Source organism: Streptomyces sp. NPDC048211 (assembly GCF_043202315.1).
Classification (GTDB): domain Bacteria; phylum Actinomycetota; class Actinomycetes; order Streptomycetales; family Streptomycetaceae; genus Streptomyces.
Map to the genome: position 1 here is coordinate 1,212,410 of NZ_JBIDAD010000002.1, position 24,866 is coordinate 1,237,275.

The window sequence follows — 24,866 nt, forward strand, 5'->3', positions numbered from 1 at the left end:
AACGGGCAGTGAATTCCTGCCTCCGTTCATCCGATAGCCTCTGCCGACATGCCGCCGGCCGCATTTCAGGGCCGCACTGTCGCGCGCCGACGTGTCAGCACCAAGGAGTGAGTTCGTCTGTCGACCGCCATTCTCACAGGTGCTCCGGTGCCCGGATCGTCGCTTCAGGATGATCTGAGGTCGCTGGGCTTCGACGTACAGATCGCCGCCGACGTCACCGAGGCGGTCCGGTTGCTGTCCGGTGTGCCGGCCGAGAGCCGCGTCGCCCTCGTCGATCCCCGTTTCGTCGGTCATGTTCACGCCCTACGGCTCGGACTGACCGACCCCCGCTTCCCGGCCGCAGCCGTGCCCGGTGCGCTCACCGCGCAGCCCGAGGCACGCCCCGCCCTGGTCCGCGCGCTGCGCATCACCACCGAGGCGGTCGGCGCCGGTGTCCCCACCGGTCCGCCCGGCACCACAGTCGAGGTGACCGACCGCACCGTCCCCGGGCGGCTCGCGGCCACGATGGACGCCGAGGGCACCGCGGTCCAGCGTCCGGAGCTCGGCTCGCTCGTCGCCGCCGTGCCGGCGGACGAGGCCGCACGCGCCACCGCGCGGTCCGGCATCGCCGCGGTCGACGACGAGGCGGTCCGGCTGCGCAGCGCCGTGAAGGCCCGCGACGGCTTCTTCACCACCTACTGCATCAGCCCGTACTCGCGCTACATCGCCCGCTGGTGCGCGCGCCGCGGGTTCACCCCGAACCAGGTCACCACCGCGTCCCTGCTGACCGCGCTGGTCGCGGCGGCCTGCGCGGCCACCGGCACCCGTGGCGGATACGTCGCCGCCGGGCTGCTGCTCCTCTTCTCCTTCGTACTGGACTGCACCGACGGGCAGCTCGCCCGCTACTCGCTGCAGTACTCGACGATGGGCGCGTGGCTGGACGCCACCTTCGACCGGGCCAAGGAGTACGCCTACTACGCGGGCCTCGCCCTCGGTGCCGCCCGCGGTGGAGACGACGTCTGGGCGCTGGCCCTCGGCGCGATGGTGCTCCAGTCCTGCCGTCACGTCATCGACTTCTCGTTCAGCGAGGCGAACCAGGACGCGGTCGCGAACGCCAGCCCCACGGCCGCACTCTCGGACAGGCTCGACAGCGTCGGCTGGACCCACTGGGTGCGCCGCATAATCGTGCTCCCGATCGGTGAGCGCTGGGCGATGATCGCCGTACTGACGGCGCTGACCACCCCGAGGATCGTCTTCTACGCCCTGCTCGTCGGCTGCGCCTTCGCCGCCTGCTACACCACGGCCGGCCGGCTGCTGCGGTCCCTGACCCGCAAGGCCCGCCGCACCGACCGCGCCGCCCAGGCCCTCGCCGACCTGGCCGACTCCGGCCCGATCGCCCAGCTCGTGGCGGCCCGCGGGCCCCGGATCCCCGGCGCCTGGAGCGCCCCGGTGGTGGCGGTCGTCGGGACCGGCGCACTGATCGCCGCCGCACTGCAGCAGCCCTTCGGCAGCCGCCAGATGATCGCTGCCGCGGTGTTCTACGCGATCTGCTCGGGCATCGCCGTGGCTCGCCCGCTCAAGGGCGCGCTCGACTGGCTCCTGCCCCCCGTCTTCCGCGCGGCGGAGTACTGCACGGTCCTCATCCTGGCGGCACGCAGCGACATCGACGGGGCGCTGCCCGCGGCCTTCGGCCTCGTTTCGGCGGTCGCCTACCATCACTACGACACGGTGTACCGCATTCGAGGCGGCACCGGCGCCCCGCCCCAGTGGCTGGTGCGCACGATCGGCGGGCACGAGGGCCGGACGCTGGTGGTGGCCGTATTCGCCGCCGTCACCACGGGAGCCTCCGGTTTCACCGTGGCTCTCACCGCCCTCGCGGTGGCCGTGGCCCTGGTCGTTCTGGTGGAGTCCATCCGCTTCTGGGTGTCCTCCGGGGCGCCCGCCGTTCACGACGAAGGAGAACTCGCATGATCGGCCTCGTACTGGCAGCCGGCGCAGGACGGCGCCTGCGCCCCTACACCGACACGCTTCCGAAGGCTCTCGTGCCGGTGGACGGCGAGAAGACCGTCCTCGATCTCACGCTGGCCAACTTCGCCGAGATCGGTCTCACCGAGGTCGCGATCGTCGTCGGCTACCGCAAGGAAGCCGTCTACGACCGCAAGGAGGAGCTGGAGGCGAAGTACGGCCTCTCCCTCACCCTCGTGGACAATGACAAGGCCGAGGAGTGGAACAACGCCTACTCCCTGTGGTGCGCCCGCGAGATCCTCAAGCGCGGCGTGATCCTGGCCAACGGCGACACCGTGCACCCGGTCTCCGTCGAGCGCACCCTGCTGGACGCGCGCGGCAACGGCCAGAAGATCATCCTCGCCCTCGACACGGTGAAGAACCTCGCCGACGAGGAGATGAAGGTCATCACCGACGGTGACAAGGGTGTTCGTCGGATCACGAAGCTGATGGACCCGGCCACCGCCACCGGCGAGTACATCGGCGTCACCCTCATCGAGGCCGAGGCCGCCGAGGAGCTCGCCGACGCACTCCGGGCGACGTTCGAGCGTGACCCCGACCTCTACTACGAGGACGGCTACCAGGAGCTCGTCAACCGCGGCTTCACCGTCGACGTGGCCCCCATCGGCGAGGTGACCTGGGTCGAGATCGACAACCACGACGACCTCGCCCGCGGCAGGGAGATCGCGTGCCGGTACTGACCCGACTCATCCCCTCCCCGGTCTTCGTCGACATCAGCCGGGGCGCCATGGACGACCTGGCCGGTCTCCTCGTGGACCAGCGGATCTCCTCGTCCGGCCGGCTCGCGATCGCCATCAGCGGCGGCTCGGGACAGGCGCTGCGCGAGAAGCTCGCCCCGGCTCTCCCGGGCGCCGACTGGTTCTGCGTGGCCGGGGGCAACATCGACTCCGCGGTGGAACTGGCCGACGCCATAAAGGGCAAGCGCTACGACGCCGTCGTCGGTCTCGGCGGCGGGAAGATCATCGACGTGGCGAAGTACGCCGCGGCCCGGGTCGGCCTGCCGCTGGTCTCGGTCGCCACGAACCTCGCCCACGACGGCCTCTGCTCGCCCGTCGCGACCCTGGACAACGACAACGGCCGGGGCTCCTACGGCGTCCCGATGCCGATCGCCATGGTCATCGACCTCACGGTGATCCGCGAGGCCCCCGACCGCTTCGTGCGCTCCGGCGTCGGCGACGCGATCTCCAACCTCTCCGCGATCGCCGACTGGGAACTGTCGCACCGGGTCAACGGTGAGCAGATCGACGGACTGGCCGCCGCCATGGCCCGTACCGCCGGCGAAGCCGTCCTGCGGCATCCCGGCACCGTCGCCGACGACGAGTTCCTCACGGTCCTCGCCGAGTCGCTGGTGCTCTCCGGCATCGCCATCTCGATCAGCGGGGACACCCGCCCGTCGTCCGGCGCCTGCCACGAGATCAGTCACGCCTTCGACCTGCTCTTCCCCAAGCGCGCCGCCAGTCACGGCGAGCAGGTCGGCCTCGGCGCGGCCTTCGCCATGCACCTGCGGGGCGCCCGCGAGCAGTCCGGGCTCTTCGCCGACGTGCTCCGCCGGCACGGTCTGCCGGTCCTGCCCGAACAGATCGGCTTCACCGCCGACGAGTTCGTGCGGGCCGTCGACTACGCGCCGCAGACCCGCCCGGGACGCTTCACCGTCCTGGAGCACCTCAACCTGTCCACCGACCAGATCAGGGACGCGTACGCCGACTATGCCAAGACCATCAGTAGCTGAACTCCGTCCCGTCGTTCACCCCCCGGGCGTCAAGGACCGGCGCAGTGGCGAACACTGGGCGGGCCGGATATATATGCGCGAAGTCTCACTGCGCGTGGACCGGTACCTGGTGAACACCAAGGTGACGCCCAACCAGCTGACCTACCTGATGACCGTCGCCGGTGTGCTCGCCGCCCCGGCCCTGCTCGTCCCGGGCATCCCCGGTGCGCTGCTCGGCGTCCTCATGGTCCAGCTCTATCTCCTGCTGGACTGTGTCGACGGCGAGCTCGCCCGCTGGAAGCAGCAGTTCTCCCTGGGCGGGGTCTATCTGGACCGGGTCGGCGCCTACCTGTGTGACGCCGCCGTTCTGGTCGGCTTCGGCCTGCGCGCCGCGGACCTGTGGGGCACCGGGCGCATCGACTGGCTGTGGGCCTTCCTGGGCACGCTCGCCGCACTCGGCGCCATCCTGATCAAGGCCGAGACCGACCTGGTCGGCGTCGCACGCCACCAGGGCGGGCTGCCGCCCGTCAAGGAGGCCGCCTCCGAGCCGCGCTCGTCCGGCATGGCGCTCGCCCGCCGGGCCGCCGGCGCGCTCAAGTTCCACCGGCTGATCCTGTGCGTCGAGGCGTCGCTGGTCATTCTGGTCGCGGCCGTCCTGGACGCCGTCCGGGACGACCTCTTCTTCAGCCGCCTCGCGGTCGCGGTACTGGCCGGCATCGCGCTGCTGCAGACCCTCCTCCATCTCGTGTCGGTTCTGGCATCGAGCAGGCTGAAGTGAGCACCCCCATGAAACTCGGCGCGGTCATCATCACGATGGGTAACCGCCCGGCCGAGCTGCGTGCCCTGCTCGATTCGGTCGCCGGCCAGGACGGCGACCGCATCGAGGTGGTCGTCGTGGGCAACGGCTCCGCCGTCCCGGACGTCCCCGCGGGCGTGCGGACCGTCGAGCTGCCCGAGAACCTGGGAATCCCCGGCGGCCGCAACGTGGGCATCGAGGCCTTCGGCCCCTCCGGCGCCGACGTCGACGCCCTGCTCTTCCTCGACGACGACGGGCATCTGCCGCTCACCGACACCGCCGAGCTGTGCCGCCAGGCGTTCGAGGCCGATCCGAGGCTCGGCATCATCAGCTTCCGGATCGCCGACCCCGACACCGGCGAAACCCAGCGCCGCCACGTGCCGCGGCTGCGCGCCGCCGACCCGATGCGCTCCTCGCGGGTGACGACCTTCCTCGGCGGCGCCAACGCCGTACGCACGAGGGTCATCGCCGAGGTCGGCCCGCTGCCCGGCGACTTCTTCTACGCGCACGAGGAGACCGACCTCGCCTGGCGGGCCCTGGACGCCGGCTGGCAGATCGACTACCGCGCGGACATGGTCCTCAACCACCCCACGACCGCTCCCTCCCGGCACGCCGTCTACCACCGCATGGTGGCCCGGAACCGGGTCTGGCTGGCGCGGCGCAATCTGCCCGCGCCCCTGGTCCCCGTCTATCTCGGCGTGTGGCTGCTGCTGACCCTGCTCCGCAAGCCCTCGGGCCCTGCGCTGAAGGCATGGTTCGGCGGCTTCCGCGAGGGCTGGTCGACTCCCTGCGGGCCGCGCCGTCCGATGAAGTGGCGTACGGTGTGGCGGCTGACCAGGCTCGGCCGCCCTCCGGTGATCTGAGAGGTGCGCCTCTGGGAGCATGAGGCGTAAGTTTTCTTGTCGGGACCTGTCCGCCCTGAGCCGCGCCCGCGACTGGCTGCGCGATGTGAATACGAGAGTTTCATCTGGTGAGTGACACAACCCATGACGGTGCTGTTGCGTTGAGCACCCCGCCATCGGCCGACGACGGCCTGAGCCCTGCCGAGCTGGCCGCGAAGCACGGTCTGACGGTCAGCGGCGCCCGGCCCGGGCTCTTCGAGTACCTGCGCCAGCTCCGCGGGCGACGCCACTTCATCATGGCGTTCTCCCGTGCCAAGCTGACCGCTCAGTACAGCCAGGCCAAGCTGGGCCAGTTGTGGCAGGTGGCCACCCCGCTCCTGAACGCCGCGGTGTACTTCCTCATCTTCGGTCTGATCCTCGGCACCAAGAGGGGGATGACGCAGGAGGTCTTCATCCCCTTCCTGGTGACCGGGGTCTTCGTCTTCACCTTCACCCAGAGCTCGGTGATGGCAGGGGTCCGCGCCATCTCCGGCAACCTCGGCCTGGTGCGGGCGCTGCACTTCCCGCGCGCCTCGCTGCCCATCTCGTTCTCGCTCCAGCAGCTCCAGCAGCTGCTGTACTCGATGATCGTGCTGGTCGCCGTGACCGTGGGATTCGGCAGCTATCCGAGGCTTTCCTGGCTGCTGGTGATTCCCGCGCTGGTCCTGCAGTTCTTCTTCAACACCGGCCTGGCGCTGATCATGGCGAGGCTCGGGTCCAAGACGCCCGACCTGGCGCAGCTGATGCCGTTCGTCATGCGAACCTGGATGTACGCCTCGGGCGTCATGTTCTCCATCCCGGTGATGCTCGCGGACAAGCCGGCCTGGATCGGTGATGTGCTGCAGTACAACCCGGCGGCCATCTACATGGACCTGGTCCGGTTCGCCCTGATCGACGGCTACGGCTCCGAGAACCTGCCGGCGCACGTCTGGGTGGTGGGACTGGCCTGGGCGCTCCTGGTGGGTGCCGGTGGCTTCGTGTACTTCTGGAAGGCAGAGGAGCGGTACGGCCGTGGCTGAGGACAACACCGCGGGGCGCGTCCCCACCGTGATCGCCGACGACGTGCACATCGTGTACCGCGTCAACGGCAGCGGCGGTGGCAAGGGCGGCGCCACCGCGGCACTGAGCCGGATACTGCGCCGCGGCAAGGGTGAGGAGCGCGGGGTCCGCAAGGTGCACGCCGTGCGCGGTGTCTCCTTCACCTCGTACCGGGGCGAGGCCATCGGCCTCATCGGGACGAACGGCTCCGGCAAGTCCACGCTGCTGCGGGCCATCGCCGGACTCCTGCCGACCGAGAGCGGCAAGGTGTACACGGACGGGCAGCCCTCGCTGCTCGGTGTGAACGCGGCGCTGATGAGTGACCTGACGGGTGAGCGCAACGTCGTGCTCGGCGGGCTCGCCATGGGCATGAGCCGCGAGGAGATCCGGGAACGCTACGACAGCATCGTCGACTTCTCCGGCATCAACGAGAAGGGCGACTTCATCACCCTGCCGATGCGGACGTACTCCTCCGGTATGGCCGCCCGGCTGCGCTTCTCCATCGCCGCCGCCAAGAACCACGACGTCCTCATGATCGACGAGGCGCTGGCGACCGGTGACCGCAAGTTCCAGATCCGCTCCGAGGCGCGCATCCGGGAGCTCCGCAAGGAGGCCGGCACCGTCTTCCTGGTCAGTCACAGCAACAAGTCGATCAGGGACACCTGCGACCGGGTGCTCTGGCTGGAGAAGGGCGAACTGCTGATGGACGGACCGACCGACGAGGTCCTCAAGGCGTACGAGCGCGAGACGGGCAAGTAGGGCGCCGCCGCTTTCGCGTACCGCAGTGGCCTCCGCCGGAGCTTTTCCGGCGGAGGCCACTGCTTTGCTCCTGCTTCCGGATCGTGGGGCCGGCCCGGGCCTCCACGGCTCGTCGTACGGCGCCCGGGAAGATCTCCTCCCGCCGGATGACGTCAATTTCCTTGCGCAAGGGGAAAGTTGACAGCGCACAGTTCGCAGGTGTTGCGCACCCCGCACCCCCGCGTATGGATGAGCGTTGTACAACGTAAGCTGTACCGGTGCTGATTCGTAGCAAGTGGGGCGATACCGCCTGGGTGGACGGCCCGTAGCCGCCCTCCGCACTCGGGAGAGCGGGCGGCGTGTCCGGAATGGGATGTTTTGGGTCAGCAGTGTAGAACGGGAGATGTGACGGCTATGACGGAAGATCTCCAGCTCCGAGGTGCTCACGCCGTCCCCGCGCAGGGCGGTACGCAGTGACCCGTACCCGGCAGGCGCGACATGATCCCGCCGTACCCGGAACCCTTGACAAGGCCGCCGACGAGAACTTTCCGGTGGCCCCCTTCTTCCTGCCGCGCGCCTGGCGCGACGACTTGATGGCCGTCTACGGCTTCGCCCGGCTCGTCGACGACATCGGCGACGGCGACCTGGCCCCCGGCGGCGCCGACGCGCGCCACCTCGGCCTCGATCCGGCCGAGGGCGAGGACCGGCTCGCGATGCTCGACGCGCTGGAAACCGACCTGCGCAGGATCTTCGCCACCACCGGTGAGGGCCCGCGCCACCCGCTTCTGCAGGCGCTGCGCCCCACCGTGCGCCGCCGTGCGCTCACCCCCGAACCCTTTCTCGGCCTCATCGAGGCCAACCGGCAGGACCAGAAGGTCCGCCGCTACGGGACGTACGAGGAGCTCCTCGCCTACTGCGAGCTCTCCGCCAATCCCGTCGGCCTCCTGGTCCTCCAGCTCACCGGAACCGCGAGTCCCGAGCGCGTCCGCCGCTCCGACGCCGTGTGCACCGCACTGCAGATCGTCGAGCATCTCCAGGACGTGACCGAGGACCTCGGCCGTGACCGGATCTATCTGCCGGCCGACGACATGGCCAGGTTCCATGTCACCGAATCCGACCTGGCGGCCCCCTCCGGGAGTGCGTCCGTGCGGGCGCTGATCGCGTACGAAGCCGAACGCGCCCGGGATCTGCTGAATGAAGGCACCCCCCTGGTGGGTAGCGTCCACGGCAGGCTCAAGCTGCTTCTCGCCGGATTCGTGGGAGGGGGGCGTGCCGCCCTCACCGCGATCGCGGCCGCCGGGTTCGACGTACTGCCCGGACCCCCCAAACCCACCAAGCCCAGCCTGCTGCGCGAAGTGGGAGTTGTTTTGCGAAGAGCGCGTAGAGAGGGGTGAGCCGGACCGTGGAGGGACAGACGACGTACATGTCGGCACCGGTACAGGCCGCATACAGTTACTGCGAGGCGGTCACCGGACAGCAGGCGCGTAACTTCGCGTACGGCATCAGGCTGCTGCCCGTCGAGAAGCGCCAGGCCATGTCGGCCCTGTACGCCTTCTCCCGGCGGGTCGACGACATCGGCGACGGCGAGCTGGAGCCGGAGACCAAGCGCGTCCGCCTGGAGGGCACCCGTGAGGTGCTGGACCGGATCCGGGGCGGCGCGGTCGACGAGGACGACACCGACCCGGTGGCCGTCGCGCTCGCCGACGCGGCCCGCCGGTTCCCGCTGCCGCTCGAGGGGCTCGACGAGCTGATCGACGGCGTCCTGATGGACGTGCGCGGCGCGACCTACGAGACGTGGGACGACCTCAAGGTCTACTGCCGCTGCGTCGCGGGCGCCATCGGCCGCCTCAGCCTGGGTGTCTTCGGTACGGAACCCGGGGCTCCCGGCGCCGAGCGCGCGGCCGAGTACGCCGACACGCTCGGCCTCGCGCTCCAGCTCACGAACATCCTGCGCGACGTGCGTGAGGACGCGGGCAACGGGCGCACCTACCTGCCCGCCGACGACCTCGCCAAGTTCGGCTGTTCCGCGGGCTTCCACCGGGCCACCCCGCCGCCCGGCTCCGACTTCGCCGGGCTGGTCCACTTCGAGGTCCGGCGCGCCCGGGCGCTGTTCGCCGAGGGCTACCGGCTGCTGCCGATGCTCGACCGGCGCAGCGGTGCCTGCGTGGCGGCCATGGCCGGCATCTACCGCCGGCTGCTCGACCGGATCGAGCGCGACCCCGAGGCGGTGCTGCGCGGCCGGGTCTCGCTCCCGGGCCACGAGAAGGCGTACGTGGCGGTGCGCGGCCTGTCGGGTCTCGACGCGCGCCACATCTCGCGCCGCACGACCAGGGGGCGTGTCTGAATGCGTCACACGGACATCTCGCGCACCATGTGCATCATGGATGATCACTCCGTACGGCGGGCAACCCCCTGCCGGGCGGACGCGTCCCTGACGGAGAAGACCTGGCGAGAGGGGGACGTATGACGGACGGAGCGCTGCGTTCCTCCCGCGCGGTCGTCATCGGCGGCGGGCTCGCCGGCATCACCGCGGCCCTGCGCCTGGCCGACGCCGGGCTTGACGTGACCCTGCTGGAAGGGCGGCCCCGGCTCGGCGGCCTCGCCTTCTCCTTCCGGCGCGGCGAGCTGACGGTCGACAACGGTCAGCACGTCTATCTGCGCTGCTGCACCGCCTACCGGTGGTTCCTCGACCGGGTCGACGGCGCACGTCTTGCCCCGCTGCAAAACCGTTTGGACGTGCCGGTTCTCGATGTGGGGCGGCCCTCGGGGCCCCGGCTCGGCCGACTGCGCCGCAACGGCCTCCCGGTCCCGTTCCACCTCGCCGCCGGACTTGCCGCCTACCCGCACCTCTCGCTCGTCGAGCGCGCGAGCGTCGGCCGGGCCGCACTGGCGCTCGGCCGGCTGGACCCGGACGATCCCGCACTCGACGACGTCGACTTCGGCAGCTGGCTCGCCCGGCACGGCCAGTCACCCCGGACGGTCGAGGCCCTGTGGGACCTGGTGGGCGTGGCCACGCTCAACGCCACCGCACCGAACTCCTCGCTCGCGCTCGCCGCGAAGGTCTTCAAGACGGGTCTTCTCTCCGAGCCCGGCGCCGCCGACATCGGCTGGGCCTCCGTACCGCTCGGGGACGTCCACGACACGCTCAGCCGCAAGGCCCTGGACTCCGCCGGTGTCCGCACCGAGCTGCGGACGAAGGCCGGAGCGCTCAGCCGTACCGACGACGGACGCTGGGTGGTCGACACGGGCGCCGAACGGATCGAGGCGGACACCGTCGTGCTGGCCGTACCGCAGCGCGAGACGCACGACCTGCTGCCCGAGGGCGCACTCGACGAACCGGAGCTGCTGCTGGAGATCGGCACCTCGCCGATCCTCAACGTGCACGTGGTCTACGACCGCAAGGTGCTCAGGCAGCCGTTCTTCGCGGCTCTCGGCTCACCGGTGCAGTGGGTCTTCGACCGGACCGAGGCCTCCGGCCTCACCGGCCCCGGCCAGTACCTCGCGGTCTCCCAGTCCGCCGCCGGAGAGGAGATCGACCTGCCCGTCTCCGAGCTCCGCGCGCGCTACCTGCCCGAGCTGGAGCGGCTCCTGCCCGCCGCCCGCGGGGCCGGCATCAGGGACTTCTTCGTCACCCGGGAGCGTACGGCGACCTTCGCACCCGCTCCCGGTGTCGGCCGGCTGCGGCCGGGGACCCGCACCCGCGCGCCCGGCCTCTTCCTGGCCGGCGCATGGACGGCCACCGGCTGGCCCGCCACGATGGAGGGCGCCGTCCGCAGCGGTGCCGGCGCCGCGGACGCCGCACTCCTGGCGCTCGGCCGCCCCCAAGAACATCCGCTGCAGGAGGCGGCATGAGCAGTACCACCGGAACAAGAGGAGAGTCAGTGACCCCGGCGAATCCGGCTTCCGACACCGTGGCGCACACCACGGACGTCACCGCGCTTCTGGAGCGCGGACGGGCCCTTTCCACGCCGGTGCTCCGGGCCGCCGTTGACCGGCTCGCACCGCCCATGGACACCGTTGCCGCCTATCACTTCGGCTGGATCGATGCCCAGGGCAGGCCGTCCGACGGCGACGGCGGCAAGGCCGTCCGCCCCGCGCTGGCCCTGCTGTCCGCCGAGGCGGCCGGCGCAGCCGCGGAAGCCGGTATCCCCGGCGCCGTGGCCGTCGAGCTGGTGCACAACTTCTCGCTGCTGCACGACGACCTGATGGACGGCGACGAGCAGCGGCGCCACCGCGACACGGTGTGGAAGGTGCACGGACCCGCCCAGGCGATCCTGGTCGGCGACGCGCTGTTCGCGCTGGCCAACGAGATCCTGCTGGAGCTCGGCACCGTCGAGGCGGGCCGTGCGGCCCGCAGGCTGACCACGGCCACCCGCAAACTCATCGACGGGCAGGCCCAGGACATCTCCTACGAGCACCGCGAGCGGGTCACCGTCGAGGAGTGCCTGGAGATGGAGGGCAACAAGACGGGCGCCCTGCTGGCCTGCGCCTGCTCCATCGGGGCGGTGCTCGGCGGTGCCGACGACCGCACCGCCGACGTCCTGGAGGCGTACGGCTACCACCTCGGCCTCGCCTTCCAGGCGGTCGACGACCTGCTGGGGATCTGGGGCGACCCGGACTCCACGGGCAAGCAGACCTGGAGCGATCTGCGCCAGCGCAAGAAGTCCCTGCCGGTCGTCGCCGCGCTCGCGGCGGGCGGGCCGGCCTCGGACCGTCTGGGCGAGCTGCTCGCCGCCGACGCGAAGAGCAGCGACTTCGACAGCTTCTCCGAGGAGGAGTTCGCCGCCCGTGCGGCACTCATCGAGGAGGCGGGCGGCCGCGAGTGGACCGCCCAGGAGGCCCGTCGTCAGCATGCGGTCGCCATCGAGGCGCTGCATGGTGTGGACATGCCTGAAACCGTGCGGGCGCAGCTCACGGCGCTCGCGGACTTCGTCGTCGTACGAAAGAGATGATGACCATCCCCTCAATATGACTCGCAGTCGCCGGCCGGTGCCCGTCATGGGCACCGGCCGACGGAGACCCCAGCACAGCAGAGGACCCACTGCACGAAGGGGAAGCCATGACAGCGACGACCGACGGAAGCACCGGGGCTGTGAACCCCCGCGCAGCCTCGGCCAGTATTCCGACAACCGAATCGACGATCGCCGCGGACGACGTACTCGCCGCCGCGCGGCGGGCCGCGGAACGCTCGGTGGAGCACCTCCTCGGCAGGCAGGACGAGCAGGGCTGGTGGAAGGGTGACCTCGCCACCAACGTGACCATGGACGCCGAGGACCTCCTGCTCCGGCAGTTCCTCGGTATCCAGGATCCCGCCACGGTCCGGGCGGCCGGCCGCTTCATTCGCGGCGAACAGCTCGGCGACGGCACCTGGGCCACCTTCCACGGCGGCCCCGGGGACCTCTCCGCCACCATCGAGGCGTACGTGGCCCTGCGTCTGGCCGGAGACCGGCCGGACGAACCGCACATGGCCCGCGCCGCGGGATGGGTCAGGGAACAGGGCGGGATCGCGGCGAGCCGCGTGTTCACCCGGATCTGGCTGGCCCTCTTCGGCTGGTGGAAATGGGACGACCTGCCGGAGCTTCCGCCCGAGCTGATGTTCTTCCCCAAGTGGGTCCCGCTCAACATCTACGATTTCGGCTGCTGGGCCCGCCAGACCATCGTGCCCCTCACCGTCGTCTCCGCGAAGCGGCCGGTACGGCCGGCGCCCTTCGCCCTGGACGAGCTGCACACCGATCCCGGCGCACCGAACCCGCCACGCCGCCGCGCCCCGGCCGCCAGCTGGGACGGCGTCTTCCAGCGCCTCGACAAGGCCCTGCACCTCTACCACCGGGTCGCCCCGCGCAGACTGCGCAAAGTAGCCATGAACGCGGCCGCCCGCTGGATCATCGAACGCCAGGAGAACGACGGCTGCTGGGGCGGCATCCAGCCGCCCGCCGTGTACTCCGTCATCGCCCTGCACCTGCTCGGCTACGACCTCGACCACCCGGTGATGAAGGCCGGACTCGAATCGCTCGACAGGTTCGCGGTCTGGCGCGAGGACGGCGCCCGCATGATCGAGGCCTGTCAGTCCCCGGTCTGGGACACCTGCCTCGCCACCATCGCACTCGCCGACGCGGGAGTCGGTGCCGACCACCCCGCGCTGGTGAAGGCGGCGGACTGGATGCTCGGCGAGGAGATCGCGAGACCGGGCGACTGGTCCGTGCGCAGGCCCCAACTGGCGCCCGGTGGCTGGGCGTTCGAGTTCCACAACGACAACTACCCAGATATCGACGACACGGCGGAGGTGGTCCTCGCGCTGCGCCGGGTCCGTCACCCGGACCAGGCGCGGGTCGAGGCCGCCATCGAGCGCGGGGTGCGCTGGAACGTCGGCATGCAGTCGCGCAACGGGGCCTGGGGCGCCTTCGACGCCGACAACACGAGCGCGTTCCCCAACCGGCTGCCTTTCTGTGACTTCGGCGAGGTCATCGACCCGCCGTCCGCCGACGTCACCGGTCACGTGGTGGAGATGCTCGCCATCGAGGGCCACTCCCAGCACCCCGCAACCCGGCGGGGAATCGAGTGGCTGCTCGCCGAACAGGACGCTGCGGGCGGCTGGTTCGGCCGCTGGGGCGTCAACTACGTCTACGGGACAGGGTCGGTGGTCCCCGCGCTGGTCGCCGCCGGACTGCCCGCCTCGCACCCCTCCATCCGCCGCGCGGCCGGCTGGCTGGAGTCCGTCCAGAACGACGACGGCGGATGGGGCGAGGACCTGCGCTCCTACAACGAGGAGAAGTGGATCGGCCACGGAGCCTCGACCGCGTCCCAGACCGCCTGGGCGCTGCTGGCGCTCCTCGCGGCCGGCCGGCGCGACACCGTGGCCGTCACCCGGGGCATCGCCTGGCTGGCCGAGACCCAGCAGGCCGACGGCTCCTGGGACGAGCCCTACTTCACCGGGACCGGCTTCCCCTGGGACTTCTCCATCAACTACCACCTCTATCGGCAGGTCTTCCCGCTGACCGCACTCGGACGGTACGTGCACGGCGACCCGTTCGCGGGCCGCACGGCGGTCCGCGAGGCGACCTGATGGGCGATGCCCCGGGGCCGGCCGGCCCCGCCGCCCCGCTGCTCATCGCCTGCGCGCTGGGCATCGAGCACCTGGCCCTGCGCACCGGCAGGGCCGGGGCGGGCACCGCTCCGGGCCCGGTGACCGTACTCCGTACGGGCATGGGGCCCAAGGCGGCCGAATCGGCCGTGGCGAAAGCGCTCGGCGAGGGCCGGGCGCTCGGCGCCGCGGTCATCGCCTCGGGGTTCTGTGCCGGGCTCGCACCCGGCATGCACCCCGGCGACCTGGTGGTGGCCGACGAGACCCGGACAGCCGGGCGGTCGGACACCTGCACCGGCACGGAACTGCTCGCCGACGCACTCGCCAGGGCCGTACCCGGACGCACCGTCCACACCGGTCCGCTGACCGGCTCCGATCATGTCGTCCGAGGACATGAGCGGGCCGAGCTGCGGGCCACCGGAGCGATCGCGGTGGACATGGAGTCCGCCGCGACCCTGCGCATCGCTCTGCGGTCCGGGCCACGCCCGGTTGCGGCCGTACGGGTGGTCGTGGACGCTCCGGAGCATGAGCTCGTCCGCATCGGCACGGTCCGCGGTGGAATATCGGCTTTCCGCGTTCTCCGTGCCGTCCTGCCGGCTTTCTATGAATGGCACCGATCTTTGCTGCTCCCCAGGAGGTGAGCTAGATGGCCATGCCGCTCCGTCAGTCCATCAAGGTTGCGACGTACCTCATTGAACAGAAGCTCCGAAAGCGGGAAAAGTTCCCGCTGATTGTCGAGCTGGAGCCGTTGTTCGCCTGCAACCTCGCCTGCGAGGGCTGCGGGAAGATCCAGCACCCGGCCGGAGTCCTCAAGCAGCGCATGCCGGTGGCCCAGGCCGTCGGCGCCGTGCTCGAATCGGGCGCCCCGATGGTCTCCATCGCCGGCGGCGAGCCGCTGATGCACCCGCAGATCGACGAAATCGTCCGCCAGCTGGTGGCGAAGAAGAAGTACGTCTTCCTCTGCACCAACGCGATGCTGATGCGCAAGAAGCTGGAGAAGTTCACGCCCTCGCCCTACTTCGCGTTCGCCGTCCACATCGACGGCCTGCGCGAGCGGCACGATGAATCGGTGGCCAAGGAAGGGGTGTTCGACGAGGCGGTGGCGGCGATCAAGGAGGCCAAGCAGCGCGGCTTCCGGGTCACCACGAACTCCACCTTCTTCAACACCGACACGCCCCAGACCATCATCGAGGTCCTCAACTACCTCAACGACGACCTGAAGGTCGACGAGATGATGATCTCGCCCGCCTACGCCTACGAGAAGGCACCCGACCAGGAGCACTTCCTGGGCGTCGAGCAGACCCGTGAGCTGTTCAAGAAGTCCTTCGCGGGCGGCAACCGGGCCCGGTGGCGCCTCAACCACTCGCCGCTCTTCCTGGACTTCCTGGAGGGCAAGGCGGACTTCCCGTGCACCGCGTGGGCCATTCCCAACTACTCCCTGTTCGGCTGGCAGCGGCCCTGCTACCTCATGAGCGACGGGTACGTGCCGACGTACCGGGAGCTCATCGAGGAGACGGACTGGGACAAGTACGGCCGCGGCAAGGACCCGCGCTGCGCCAACTGCATGGCGCACTGCGGGTACGAGCCCACCGCCGTACTCGCCACCATGGGGTCCCTCAAGGAATCCCTGCGTGCCGCCCGGGAGACCATCGGCGGGAACCGGTGAGGTGACGACCGCCGGAGAGCCGGTCTCGTACCGGGTCTCCGCACGCTGCCGGTCAGGCCGCTGGCGATGCGCCGCCCCTCGCGGCGCGTCCCGGCCGGCCGGCAGCGGTCGGCGGGTGGAAGTCCGCCGAGGGCATGGACGACGTGGGGGACCCTGCCGGGGTCCCCGCCGTCACCGTGAGCCGATCACAGGACCAGAGAGGGGGCCCGGGCATGACGCTGCTGCAGTCCATCCGGGGGCCGCACGATCTCAAGGCGCTGAACGAACCACAGCTCGGCGAACTCGCCGAGGACATCAGGAAGTTCCTCGTCCAGGCAGTGGCGAGGACCGGTGGCCATCTGGGCCCCAACCTCGGGGTGGTGGAGCTCTCCATCGCCCTGCACCGGGTCTTCGACTCACCCGTGGACCGGATCCTGTGGGACACCGGCCATCAGAGCTACGTACACAAGCTCCTCACCGGCCGGCAGGACTTCTCCAAGCTGCGCGGCAAGGGGGGCCTCTCCGGCTACCCCTCACGTGCGGAGTCCGCACACGACGTCATCGAGAACTCGCACGCCTCCACCGTGCTCGGCTGGGCCGACGGCCTCGCCAAGGCCAACGAGGTCCTCGGCCGCCCCGACCACGTCGTCGCGGTCATCGGTGACGGCGCGCTCACCGGCGGCATGGCCTGGGAGGCGCTGAACAACATCGCCGCCGCCAGGGACCGCCCCCTGATCATCGTCGTCAACGACAACGAGCGCTCCTACGCCCCGACCATCGGCGGCCTCGCCAACCACCTCGCGACCCTGCGCACCACCGACGGCTACGAACGCTTCCTCGCCTGGGGCAAGGGCGTCCTGCAGCAGACACCCGTCATCGGGCAGCCGCTGTACGAGTCGCTGCACGGGGCCAAGAAGGGGTTCAAGGACACCTTCGCCCCGCAGGGCATGTTCGAGGACCTCGGGCTGAAGTACATCGGCCCGATCGACGGACACGACACCGCCGCCGTCGAGTCGGCGCTCCAGCGCGCGAAACGCTTCCACGGCCCCGTCCTCGTGCACTGCCTCACCGAGAAGGGCCGCGGCTACCTTCCCGCGCTCCGGGACGAGGCCGACCGCTTCCACACCGTGGGCGCGATGGACCCGCTGACCTGTGCCCCGCTCGCCCCCGAGGCCGGACCGTCCTGGACCTCCGTGTTCGGGGACGAGATCGCCGCGATCGGCGCGGAGCGTCCGGACGTCGTCGCGATCACGGCGGCGATGCTGCACCCCGTCGGGCTGACCAGGTTCGCCGAGGCCTTCCCCGACAGGGTCTGGGACGTCGGGATCGCCGAGCAGCACGCGACGGTCTCCGCGGCGGGACTGGCGACCGGCGGACTGCACCCGGTCGTCGCCGTGTACGCGACCTTCCTCAACCGGGCCTTCGACCAGCTGCTGATGGACGTCGCCCTGCACAGGTGCGGAGTCACGTTCGTCCTGGACCGGGCCGGAGTCACCGGACCCGACGGAGCCTCCCACAACGGCATGTGGGACCTGTCCGTCCTCCAGGTCGTGCCGGGTCTGCGGATCGCGGCGCCGCGGGACGCGGAGCGGCTGCGGACAGAACTGCGCGAGGCCCTGGACGTGGACGACGCGCCCACCCTGATCCGGTTCCCGAAGGCGTCGGTGGGGGAGCCGGTCCCCGCGATCGGCAGGATCGGGGGCATGGACGTCCTGCACCGCGCGGAGGACGCCGAGGTGCTCCTGGTGGCGGTCGGTGTGATGGCGCCCGTCTGCCTGCGGGCCGCCGATCTCCTGACGGGCGGCCGGATCCGCTGCACCGTGGTGGACCCCCGCTGGGTCAAGCCGGTCGACGAGCAGCTCGCACAGCTCGCCGCGAAGCACCGGCTCGTCGCCGTCGTCGAGGACAACAGCCGGGCCGGAGGCGTCGGTTCGGCGGTCGGGCAGGCGCTGCGGGACGCCGGAGTCGACGTACCGCTGCGGACGTTCGGCATTCCCGATCAGTTCCTCGCCCACGGGAAGCGGGCCGAGGTGCTGGCCGACATCGGGCTCACCCCGGTCGAGATCGCGGGCCGGATCAGCGCCGCGCTGGCCGCCCGGGACGCGGACGCGGGGCCGGGCGCCCCGGGCAACGGGCACAAGGAGAGCGGGGCATGATGGACGACGGGCCCAAGGGCTTCGACCTGGCGCAGCTCCTCGCGGAGCGTGGCGCCGAACGGTACGAGCTGCACACGAAGTACCTCAACCACCAGCTGCCGCGCATGCTGCACACCATCGGCTTCGACAAGGTCTACGAACGGGCCGAGGGCGCGCACTTCTGGGATGCGGAGGGCAACGACTACCTGGACATGCTCGCCGGTTTCGGGGTGATGGGCCTCGGCCGCCACCACCCCGTCGTACGCAAGGCGCTGCACGACGTCCTGGACGCCTCGCTGGCCGATCTGACCCGGTTCGACTGCCAGCCGCTGCCGGGCCTGCTGGCCGAGAAGCTGCTCACCCACAGCCCGCACCTGGACCGCGTCTTCTTCGGCAACAGCGGTACGGAGGCGGTGGAGACGGCTCTGAAGTTCGCCCGGTACGCCACCGGGAAGCCGAGGATCCTGTACTGCACGCACGCCTTCCACGGGCTCACCACCGGCTCGCTCTCGGTCAACGGCGAGGCCGGCTTCCGGGACGGCTTCGCCCCGCTGCTGCCCGACACGGCCATCGAGCTCGGCGACCTCGACGCCCTGCGCCGTGAGCTCAAGCGCGGCGACGTGGCCGGACTCGTCGTCGAACCGATCCAGGGCAAGGGGGTGCACGCCTCGCCGCCCGGGTTCCTGCGGGAGGCGCAGGAGCTGCTGCACAGGCACAAGGCCCTGCTGATCGCCGACGAGGTGCAGACCGGCCTGGGCAGGACAGGGGACTTCTACGCGTACCAGCACGAGGCGGGCGTGGAACCGGATCTGGTCTGCGTGGCCAAGGCGCTCTCCGGCGGCTATGTGCCCGTCGGAGCGACCCTCGGCAAGGACTGGATCTTCAAGCGCGTCTACTCCTCGATGGACCGCGTCCTCGTCCACTCCGCGAGCTTCGGCTCCAACGCACAGGCGATGGCGGCCGGACTCGCGGTCCTCGCGGTGATGGAGGACGAGGAGACGGTGGCGAACGCGCGCCGCACCGGCGACCTGCTCCGCGAACGGCTGGCCGCGCTCGTCGGGAAGTACGAGCTGCTGCACGAGGTGCGTGGGCGCGGGCTGATGATCGGTATCGAGTTCGGCCGGCCGTCCTCACTGAAACTGCGCAGCCGCTGGACCATGCTGCAGGCGGCCCGCAAGGGGCTCTTCGCGCAGATGGTGGTCGTGCCGCTGCTCCAGAAGCACCGGATCCTGACCCAGGTCTCCGGCGACCACCTGGAAGTGATCAAGCTGATCCCGCCGCTGGTGATCGACGAAGCGGACGTGGAACGCTTTGTGCGGGCGTTCACGGCCGTGATGGACGACGCGCACAGCGGCGGCGGGCTGATGTGGGACTTCGGCCGGACCCTGGTGAAGCAGGCTGTCGCCAACCGCTGATCACGGGCGCATACGGCACGACCGGACGCTTTTGCCTCGGAGGCAAGAAATTTGCCTCCGAGGAAATTTCCTGGCCCAATGAGGGTATGAATCCTCCAGAAGGAGGGGCGGCCGACGAGCTGCCCGGGGTCGCTCCACGCCTGCGCGATCTGCGCCGCAGCCGTGGTCTCACCCTGGAGACCGCCGCCCAGCGGGCCGGACTCTCGCCCGCCCACCTGTCCCGGCTCGAAACGGGCCGGCGCCAGCCCTCGCTGCCGATGCTGCTCGGACTCGCCAGGATCTACGGTACGACGGTCTCCGAGCTGCTCGGCGAGAGCCCCACGGAACGTGACGCGATCGTCCGCGGCCGCAGGTTCGAGGGTGCCGAGGCCGACGGCTGGATGTACCAGCAGGCCGGCGGCCCCGGCCGGGCCATGCAGGCCCTGCGTGTCAGGGTCCCGCACGGCGCCCAGGGTGATCTGGTGCGCGTCCATCCCGGCGAGGAGTGGCTGTATGTCCTGGCCGGACATCTCAGGGTGACGCTCGGGGAGACGGTCCATGACCTCGCCCCCGGGGACAGCGCGCACTTCGACTCGCTCACCCCGCACCGGATCGCGGCGCTGGACCGCGACGGCGCCGAGCTGCTCTTCGTCCACACCTTGCTGCAGAGCCCCGCCGCCGAGCTGTGTCTCGGCAGCGGGATCCACCGTCGCTGAGGCGCCGTCCCCGCCACCGGCCCGCCGGTCGCCAGAGAGGACCTGTCATGTCCGATTCCGAGAACTACGACCCGCTCGGCCCGGGCCGCCCGAAGAACTACGACCCGCAGGAGAAGAAGATGCCCCGCGGGCTCGTCATCAGGCTCTTCGCCTACCTGGTGGCCGGGCACATCATCGCGGGCTTCCTCTACCTGCTGTTCGCCGTGGGGATGCACAACCAGTAGCGGTGGGGACACACAGGCACCGACCGTGGTGGTGGGCCACCTGATGCTGGGGCGGTGCGCCGACGGCGGCCGTGGTGATGCGCCACCGGATGCTTCGGCGGCACACCACCGGGTCCTGGGGCGGTGGCGCCGCCCGGCCGGTCAGACCTCGTCGAGCAGGCGCTCGCGCAGCCGCTCCCGCGTCTCCGGGGTGACCTTGAGGGCGTCGGCGAGGTAGCGGTCGGTGCTGCCCCAGGTCTCGTCGATGGTGGTGAAGGCCGAGGCGAGGTAGTCGGGGTGGGCGCCGAAGAGCGGATTGAGCAGCTCCATCACCTCGGGCGACATTCCGGCGGGGGAGGTGTCGCTGCGGCGGACCTTGTAGCGGCGGTGTGCGTCGTTGGACTTGAGGTAGTCGGCCTCGATGGCTTCGCGCTCGACGCCGACGGCGAGCAGGGACACCGCGATCGAAAGGCCCGCGCGGTCCTTGCCGGCCGCGCAGTGCATCAGGGCGGGCACGCTGTCCTCGGCCAGGGCGTGCAGTACCCGGCTGTGCTCGGCCGTGCGCTCCAGGATGATCTGCCGGTAGGAAGCGATCATGCGGTGGGATCCCTTGCCGTCGGCCAGGATCGACCGCAGCTCGTCCGTGTCGCCGTCGCGCACCATCCGCCAGAACTCCGCACCGTCCGCCGGGTCGGTGAGCGGGATACACACGTTGCGCACGCCGGGCAGCTCCACGTCCAGCCCGTCCAGCTTGTGGTCGGCCTCGTTGCGGAAGTCGAAGACGGTGTGCAGCCCGAGACCCGCGAGGAACGTGGTGTCCTCGGCCGTGGCGTGTGCCAGGTGACCACTGCGGTAGAGCCGTCCGTACCGCACCCGGCGGCCGTCCGTGGTGGGCAGGCCGCCCACGTCACGGAAATTGCGGACACCCGCCAGTTCGGGCTCCGTCGACGGGGTCTGCGGCAGCTGCTGCGTCACGGTCACTCCTGGAGGCTCTGTCACCGGCGCGTGTCGCCGGTGGGTCCACTCTCGTGACGATACGACATTGATTCCTCGGACAATCATCTTGGGCAGGCCCCATTTTGGGCCTGCACTTCGGGTCCGGGTTTCGGGTCGTCGTGCCGGCCCGCGGGCCCTCTCGTGAAGGTCCCGACCCCCGCCGTCCTTCCGGCGCGGCGGGGCGGCGGGCATGACATGTCCGTATTGAGGCTTTTAGTCGAACATGCCCCGCTTATGCGGGAGATGATCGCCCTCTCGTGAGCGGGATCATATCCGTGACGGTGTGTGGCGGTGGGGCGTGCGGGTATCCCGGACGCCGCGCGGAAAGCCAAGATCCATAATCCACGGAGTGTGACGGGAATTCTTCGCCGATTTTCCGGAGCGGATTCGACGGCGGAACCCGTGGCTTGTTTCCGCCGTCCTGGCTCGCTTACGTTCGCTGTCAATCCGGACGGACCGCCTAATCCTGCCGCCGCCCGGAATTCGCACCCACTCACCGCGTGGCAGGAGCGGGGGAACCAGGTAAGCCGCCGACCGGGAAACCGGCCGGCTCGGGGTGAAGTCGCGCCAGCCGCGACCGGACATCTCCAGTCCGAACCCGACAGCTCACCTCGTAGGCGCCGGAGAGGAAAACCTTCATGCCCATATCGGGTAAGCACCGCCGTCCCAAGTCCAGCACCATCGCCCGCGGCGTCGTCGTCGCGAGTGCCGGCGGAGCCGTCATCGCGCTTCCGCTGCTCGGCGCCACCGGTGCCAACGCCGCGGAGCAGGCCGCTCCCGCCGCTTCGCAGTCGGCCGCCACGCACGCCACCCCGGCCACCCCGGTCGCGAAGAAGCAGGCCGGCACCACCTCCTACACCGTGGTCTCCGGCGACTACCTGTCGAAGATCGCTGCCCAGCACAAGCTCAAGGGCGGCTGGGAGAAGCTGTACCAGGACAACCGTCAGGTCGTCGGCGAGAACCCGAGCCTGATCTTCCCGGGCATGAAGCTGACCCTCGGCGGCAAGGCCTGGGGCCACGCCTCGACCACCTCCACCACTCCGTCGAAGGCCGCGCCCAAGGCCCCGGTCCAGTCCGAGACGAAGGCCTCCACGGCCTCCGACACCTCCTCCTCCGACGACTCGTCGTCCCAGGAGACCTCGGCCCCGGCGACCCAGAGCAACGACTCCGGTTACGTCCACCCGGTCCCGGGCAACCACACCACCGCGTACCGCGCCTCCGGTGCCAACTGGTCCAGCGGCAGCCACACCGGCATCGACTTCCCCGTCTCCACCGGCACGAGCGTGAAGGCGATCACCTCCGGCACCGTCGTCACCGCCGGCTGGGGCGGCGCGTACGGCAACGAGGTCGTCATCAAGCACGCCGACGGCCACTACTCGCAGTACGGCCACATGTCCTCGCTCTCCGTCTCGGCGGGTCAGACCGTGACCGCGGGCCAGCAGGTCGGCCTCTCCGGCGCCACCGGCAACGCCACCGGCCCGCACCTCCACTTCGAGGTCCGCACGGGTCCGGCGTACGGCTCGGACATCGACCCGATCGCCTACCTGGCGTCGCACGGGATCAACGTCTGATCCACGCAACACCGGTCCGGTGAACCGGATCCGAGCAATGCATAGAGGGACGGTGCGCGGCGGCGCACCGTCCCTCTGCCGTGCGGTGCGCGGTATGCGCAGCGCACTTATTCCCCCTTTACCAAAAACTGACCGGGTGGTCTATCTCACCACCCGTCAACCCCGTATTACGGTCGCGTAGGTCACATTCGGCGGTGCAGGATATGCCCTTGTGGCAGACGATTCGAACAACATCCAGCAGGGCGTCATCAACCGACAGGGCGCCATCGGGTCGTACGCGGCGATTGGCGACAGCTTCACCGAGGGCGTCGGTGACCCCGGCCCGGACGGAACCTTCGTCGGATGGGCCGACCGGTTCGCGGTACTCCTCGCGGACCAGCTCCCGGACACCGACGCGGTGGACACCGCAGGATCCGCGCACGGGAACTTCAGATACGCCAATCTCGCCGTACGAGGACGCCTCCTCGACCAGATCGTCGAGGAACAGGTGCCGCGCGCCAGGGAACTCGCCCCCGATCTGGTGAGCTTTTGCGCAGGCGGCAACGACATCATCCGGCCGGGCACGGACCCCGACGACGTGGCCGAGCGCTTCGAGCGCGCGGTCGCCGACCTGACCAGGTCGGTCGGCACCGTCATGGTCACCACCGGCTTCGACACCCGCAACGTTCCCGTGCTGCGGCATCTGCGCGGCAAGATCGCCACCTACACCGCCCATGTGCGGTCCATCGCCGACCGGTACGACTGTCCGGTGCTCGACCTCTGGTCCCTGCGCTCGGTGCAGGACCGGCGGGCCTGGGACGACGACCGGCTGCACCTGTCGGCGGAGGGCCACACCCGGGTCGCGCTGCGCGCCGCGCAGGTGCTCGGCCTCGACGTGCCCGCCGACCCGGACCAGCCGTGGCCGCCGCAGGCACAGCGCGGAACGCTCGAAGTGCGGCGCGACGACATCCACTGGGCCCGCGAGTACCTGGTCCCGTGGATCGGCAGGCGGCTGCGCGGCGAGTCGTCGGGGGACCACGTCGAGGCCAAGCGCCCCGACCTGCTGCCGCTCTGACCCTCCGCTGTCCTCAGCCGCCCGGGAATCCCGTCGGGGCGGCGGGGGACGGCGGCTGGGCCGGTATGCGCTCCAGCACCCCGCCGGCGAAGACGTCGTACAGCGGCAGCGTCTCCAGGTGGACATAGCCGATGTGGCAGTCGCAGACGGCGAGCGGGCAGGCCCGAGGTCCCAGCGCCGCGCGGTAGCTGCCGTCGTAGAGATTGCCGAGCTCGGCGCGGACGAAGTGGCAGCGGCGCACCGTGCCGTCACCGTCCACCGAGATCACCGACTCACCGGTCCGGCAGGGCAGACCGGCCGAGGGGTGCGGATGGCGGCTGTACGGGAACAGCGGGTCGATCGCCGTCCACCGGTCCGCCTCCTCGTCCGTGTAGGTCTGCCCCTCGGCGGCGTTCACCCAGAGGTAGACCTCCTCGGGAAGGGCCGCGCGCAGCCGCCGCGCCTCGTCGAGGTGGGTGTCGAGACCGACCACTCCCACGCTGTGGCGGATCCCCAGGGACGCCAGCTCCCCGCACCGGCCGAGAAATCGCTCGTACGGTGTCTGGCCCGGGTGGTACGTGCACCAGAGCGCGATCTTCTCGCGGCCCGCGGAGCCCGCTGCGGCCAGCCACTGCGTGCGGCCGCTGAGGTTCGTCTGGATCGCCACCCTGCGGATGTGCGGGAGCCGGGCCAGCTCGACCAGCGCCCGGCGGTACCAGGAGCGCACCAGACCCTCGCCCCACGGGGTGAAGAGCACCGAGATCCGGTCACCCGTCTGCGCGGCCGCCCACGCCGTGAAGCGCTCCAGCGCTGCCCGGTCGGCCCGCAGCTGTTCCCGGCTGTCGCGCCGCTTGGCGAACGGACAGTACGGGCAGTCGTAGTCGCACGACGCGAGCGGGCCGCGGTAGAGGATCGTCAGGTCCACGC

At 70.6% G+C, this 24,866-nt stretch carries 22 protein-coding genes and 1 riboswitch; of the genes, 20 read left to right on the forward strand and 2 right to left on the reverse strand.

Annotation, left to right across the window (positions count from 1 at the left end; genetic code table 11):
- The first annotated feature begins 147 nt into the window (after nucleotides 1–147).
- The 18 genes from ACGFZA_RS12150 to ACGFZA_RS12235 all read left to right on the forward strand — a co-directional run bounded on the left by ACGFZA_RS12150 (nucleotide 148) and on the right by ACGFZA_RS12235 (nucleotide 20,360).
- The gene (locus ACGFZA_RS12150; RefSeq protein ID WP_393678806.1) at nucleotides 148–1,950 is read left to right on the forward strand and encodes a DUF5941 domain-containing protein; all 1,803 of its coding nucleotides are present in this window, start codon (nucleotides 148–150) and stop codon (nucleotides 1,948–1,950) included.
- Complete coding sequence (locus tag ACGFZA_RS12155) at nucleotides 1,947–2,684, forward strand: sugar phosphate nucleotidyltransferase (RefSeq protein ID WP_393678807.1); 738 nt, start codon at nucleotides 1,947–1,949, stop codon at nucleotides 2,682–2,684. The genes ACGFZA_RS12150 and ACGFZA_RS12155 overlap by 4 nt, the downstream gene beginning before the upstream one ends.
- Nucleotides 2,672–3,733: an iron-containing alcohol dehydrogenase family protein gene (locus ACGFZA_RS12160; protein WP_385278693.1), complete on the forward strand. Its 1,062-nt coding sequence runs from the start codon at nucleotides 2,672–2,674 to the stop codon at nucleotides 3,731–3,733. The genes ACGFZA_RS12155 and ACGFZA_RS12160 overlap by 13 nt, the downstream gene beginning before the upstream one ends.
- Nucleotides 3,711–4,490 carry a CDP-alcohol phosphatidyltransferase family protein gene (locus ACGFZA_RS12165; protein ID WP_385278695.1) on the forward strand — a complete coding sequence of 260 codons (780 nt, stop codon included), beginning with the start codon at nucleotides 3,711–3,713 and terminating at the stop codon, nucleotides 4,488–4,490. The genes ACGFZA_RS12160 and ACGFZA_RS12165 overlap by 23 nt, the downstream gene beginning before the upstream one ends.
- Nucleotides 4,491–4,498: 8 nt before the next feature.
- Nucleotides 4,499–5,371: a glycosyltransferase family 2 protein gene (locus ACGFZA_RS12170; RefSeq protein ID WP_385278840.1), complete on the forward strand. Its 873-nt coding sequence runs from the start codon at nucleotides 4,499–4,501 to the stop codon at nucleotides 5,369–5,371.
- 107 nt (nucleotides 5,372–5,478) lie between these two features.
- A complete protein-coding gene (locus tag ACGFZA_RS12175; RefSeq protein ID WP_385278697.1) occupies nucleotides 5,479–6,408 on the forward strand; it encodes an ABC transporter permease in 930 nt (309 codons plus the stop codon).
- Nucleotides 6,401–7,186, forward strand: coding sequence for an ABC transporter ATP-binding protein (locus ACGFZA_RS12180; RefSeq protein WP_385278699.1), 786 nt, complete (start codon nucleotides 6,401–6,403; stop codon nucleotides 7,184–7,186). The genes ACGFZA_RS12175 and ACGFZA_RS12180 overlap by 8 nt, the downstream gene beginning before the upstream one ends.
- A 452-nt stretch (nucleotides 7,187–7,638) precedes the next feature.
- Nucleotides 7,639–8,559 carry a squalene synthase HpnC gene (hpnC, locus tag ACGFZA_RS12185; RefSeq protein WP_393678808.1) on the forward strand — a complete coding sequence of 307 codons (921 nt, stop codon included), beginning with the start codon at nucleotides 7,639–7,641 and terminating at the stop codon, nucleotides 8,557–8,559.
- Nucleotides 8,560–8,588: 29 nt separating this feature from the next.
- Complete coding sequence (hpnD, locus tag ACGFZA_RS12190; protein ID WP_385278703.1) at nucleotides 8,589–9,509, forward strand: presqualene diphosphate synthase HpnD; 921 nt, start codon at nucleotides 8,589–8,591, stop codon at nucleotides 9,507–9,509.
- 119 nt (nucleotides 9,510–9,628) lie between these two features.
- Entirely contained in the window at nucleotides 9,629–11,017 is a 1,389-nt protein-coding gene (hpnE, locus tag ACGFZA_RS12195; RefSeq protein ID WP_393678809.1) for a hydroxysqualene dehydroxylase HpnE, read from the forward strand.
- Nucleotides 11,014–12,117, forward strand: coding sequence for a polyprenyl synthetase family protein (locus ACGFZA_RS12200; RefSeq protein WP_385278707.1), 1,104 nt, complete (start codon nucleotides 11,014–11,016; stop codon nucleotides 12,115–12,117). Before hpnE ends, ACGFZA_RS12200 begins: the two co-directional genes overlap by 4 nt.
- A 107-nt stretch (nucleotides 12,118–12,224) precedes the next feature.
- A complete protein-coding gene (gene shc, locus ACGFZA_RS12205; protein WP_393678810.1) occupies nucleotides 12,225–14,228 on the forward strand; it encodes a squalene--hopene cyclase in 2,004 nt (667 codons plus the stop codon).
- A complete protein-coding gene (locus tag ACGFZA_RS12210; protein WP_385278711.1) occupies nucleotides 14,228–14,887 on the forward strand; it encodes a 1-hydroxy-2-methyl-2-butenyl 4-diphosphate reductase in 660 nt (219 codons plus the stop codon). Before shc ends, ACGFZA_RS12210 begins: the two co-directional genes overlap by 1 nt.
- Nucleotides 14,888–14,892: 5 nt before the next feature.
- Complete coding sequence (gene hpnH, locus ACGFZA_RS12215) at nucleotides 14,893–15,912, forward strand: adenosyl-hopene transferase HpnH (protein ID WP_385278713.1); 1,020 nt, start codon at nucleotides 14,893–14,895, stop codon at nucleotides 15,910–15,912.
- 212 nt (nucleotides 15,913–16,124) lie between these two features.
- Nucleotides 16,125–18,047 (forward strand): 1-deoxy-D-xylulose-5-phosphate synthase, encoded by a 1,923-nt coding sequence (gene dxs / locus ACGFZA_RS12220; protein WP_393678811.1) that lies wholly within the window; start codon nucleotides 16,125–16,127, stop codon nucleotides 18,045–18,047.
- Nucleotides 18,044–19,441 carry an aspartate aminotransferase family protein gene (locus tag ACGFZA_RS12225; protein ID WP_393678812.1) on the forward strand — a complete coding sequence of 466 codons (1,398 nt, stop codon included), beginning with the start codon at nucleotides 18,044–18,046 and terminating at the stop codon, nucleotides 19,439–19,441. The genes dxs and ACGFZA_RS12225 overlap by 4 nt, the downstream gene beginning before the upstream one ends.
- 86 nt (nucleotides 19,442–19,527) lie before the next feature.
- Complete coding sequence (locus ACGFZA_RS12230; RefSeq protein ID WP_385278717.1) at nucleotides 19,528–20,136, forward strand: helix-turn-helix domain-containing protein; 609 nt, start codon at nucleotides 19,528–19,530, stop codon at nucleotides 20,134–20,136.
- A gap of 47 nt (nucleotides 20,137–20,183) precedes the next feature.
- A complete protein-coding gene (locus ACGFZA_RS12235; RefSeq protein WP_326740262.1) occupies nucleotides 20,184–20,360 on the forward strand; it encodes a DUF6126 family protein in 177 nt (58 codons plus the stop codon).
- A gap of 141 nt (nucleotides 20,361–20,501) precedes the next feature.
- Here ACGFZA_RS12235 and ACGFZA_RS12240 read toward each other — a convergent pair whose 3' ends face one another.
- Complete coding sequence (locus ACGFZA_RS12240) at nucleotides 20,502–21,314, reverse strand: tyrosine-protein phosphatase (protein WP_385278718.1); 813 nt, start codon at nucleotides 21,312–21,314, stop codon at nucleotides 20,502–20,504.
- Nucleotides 21,315–21,815: 501 nt separating this feature from the next.
- A riboswitch (cyclic di-AMP (ydaO/yuaA leader) is annotated at nucleotides 21,816–21,968 on the forward strand.
- Between the two features lie 5 nt (nucleotides 21,969–21,973).
- Here ACGFZA_RS12240 and ACGFZA_RS12245 point away from each other — a divergent pair.
- Nucleotides 21,974–22,906 carry a peptidoglycan DD-metalloendopeptidase family protein gene (locus tag ACGFZA_RS12245; RefSeq protein WP_385278720.1) on the forward strand — a complete coding sequence of 311 codons (933 nt, stop codon included), beginning with the start codon at nucleotides 21,974–21,976 and terminating at the stop codon, nucleotides 22,904–22,906.
- A 211-nt stretch (nucleotides 22,907–23,117) separates the two neighbouring features.
- A complete protein-coding gene (locus tag ACGFZA_RS12250) occupies nucleotides 23,118–23,960 on the forward strand; it encodes an SGNH/GDSL hydrolase family protein (protein ID WP_385278722.1) in 843 nt (280 codons plus the stop codon).
- A gap of 13 nt (nucleotides 23,961–23,973) precedes the next feature.
- Here the strand turns inward: ACGFZA_RS12250 and ACGFZA_RS12255 are convergent, their stop codons facing one another.
- A complete protein-coding gene (locus ACGFZA_RS12255) occupies nucleotides 23,974–24,864 on the reverse strand; it encodes an STM4011 family radical SAM protein (protein WP_393678813.1) in 891 nt (296 codons plus the stop codon).
- Nucleotides 24,865–24,866 lie beyond the last annotated feature (2 nt).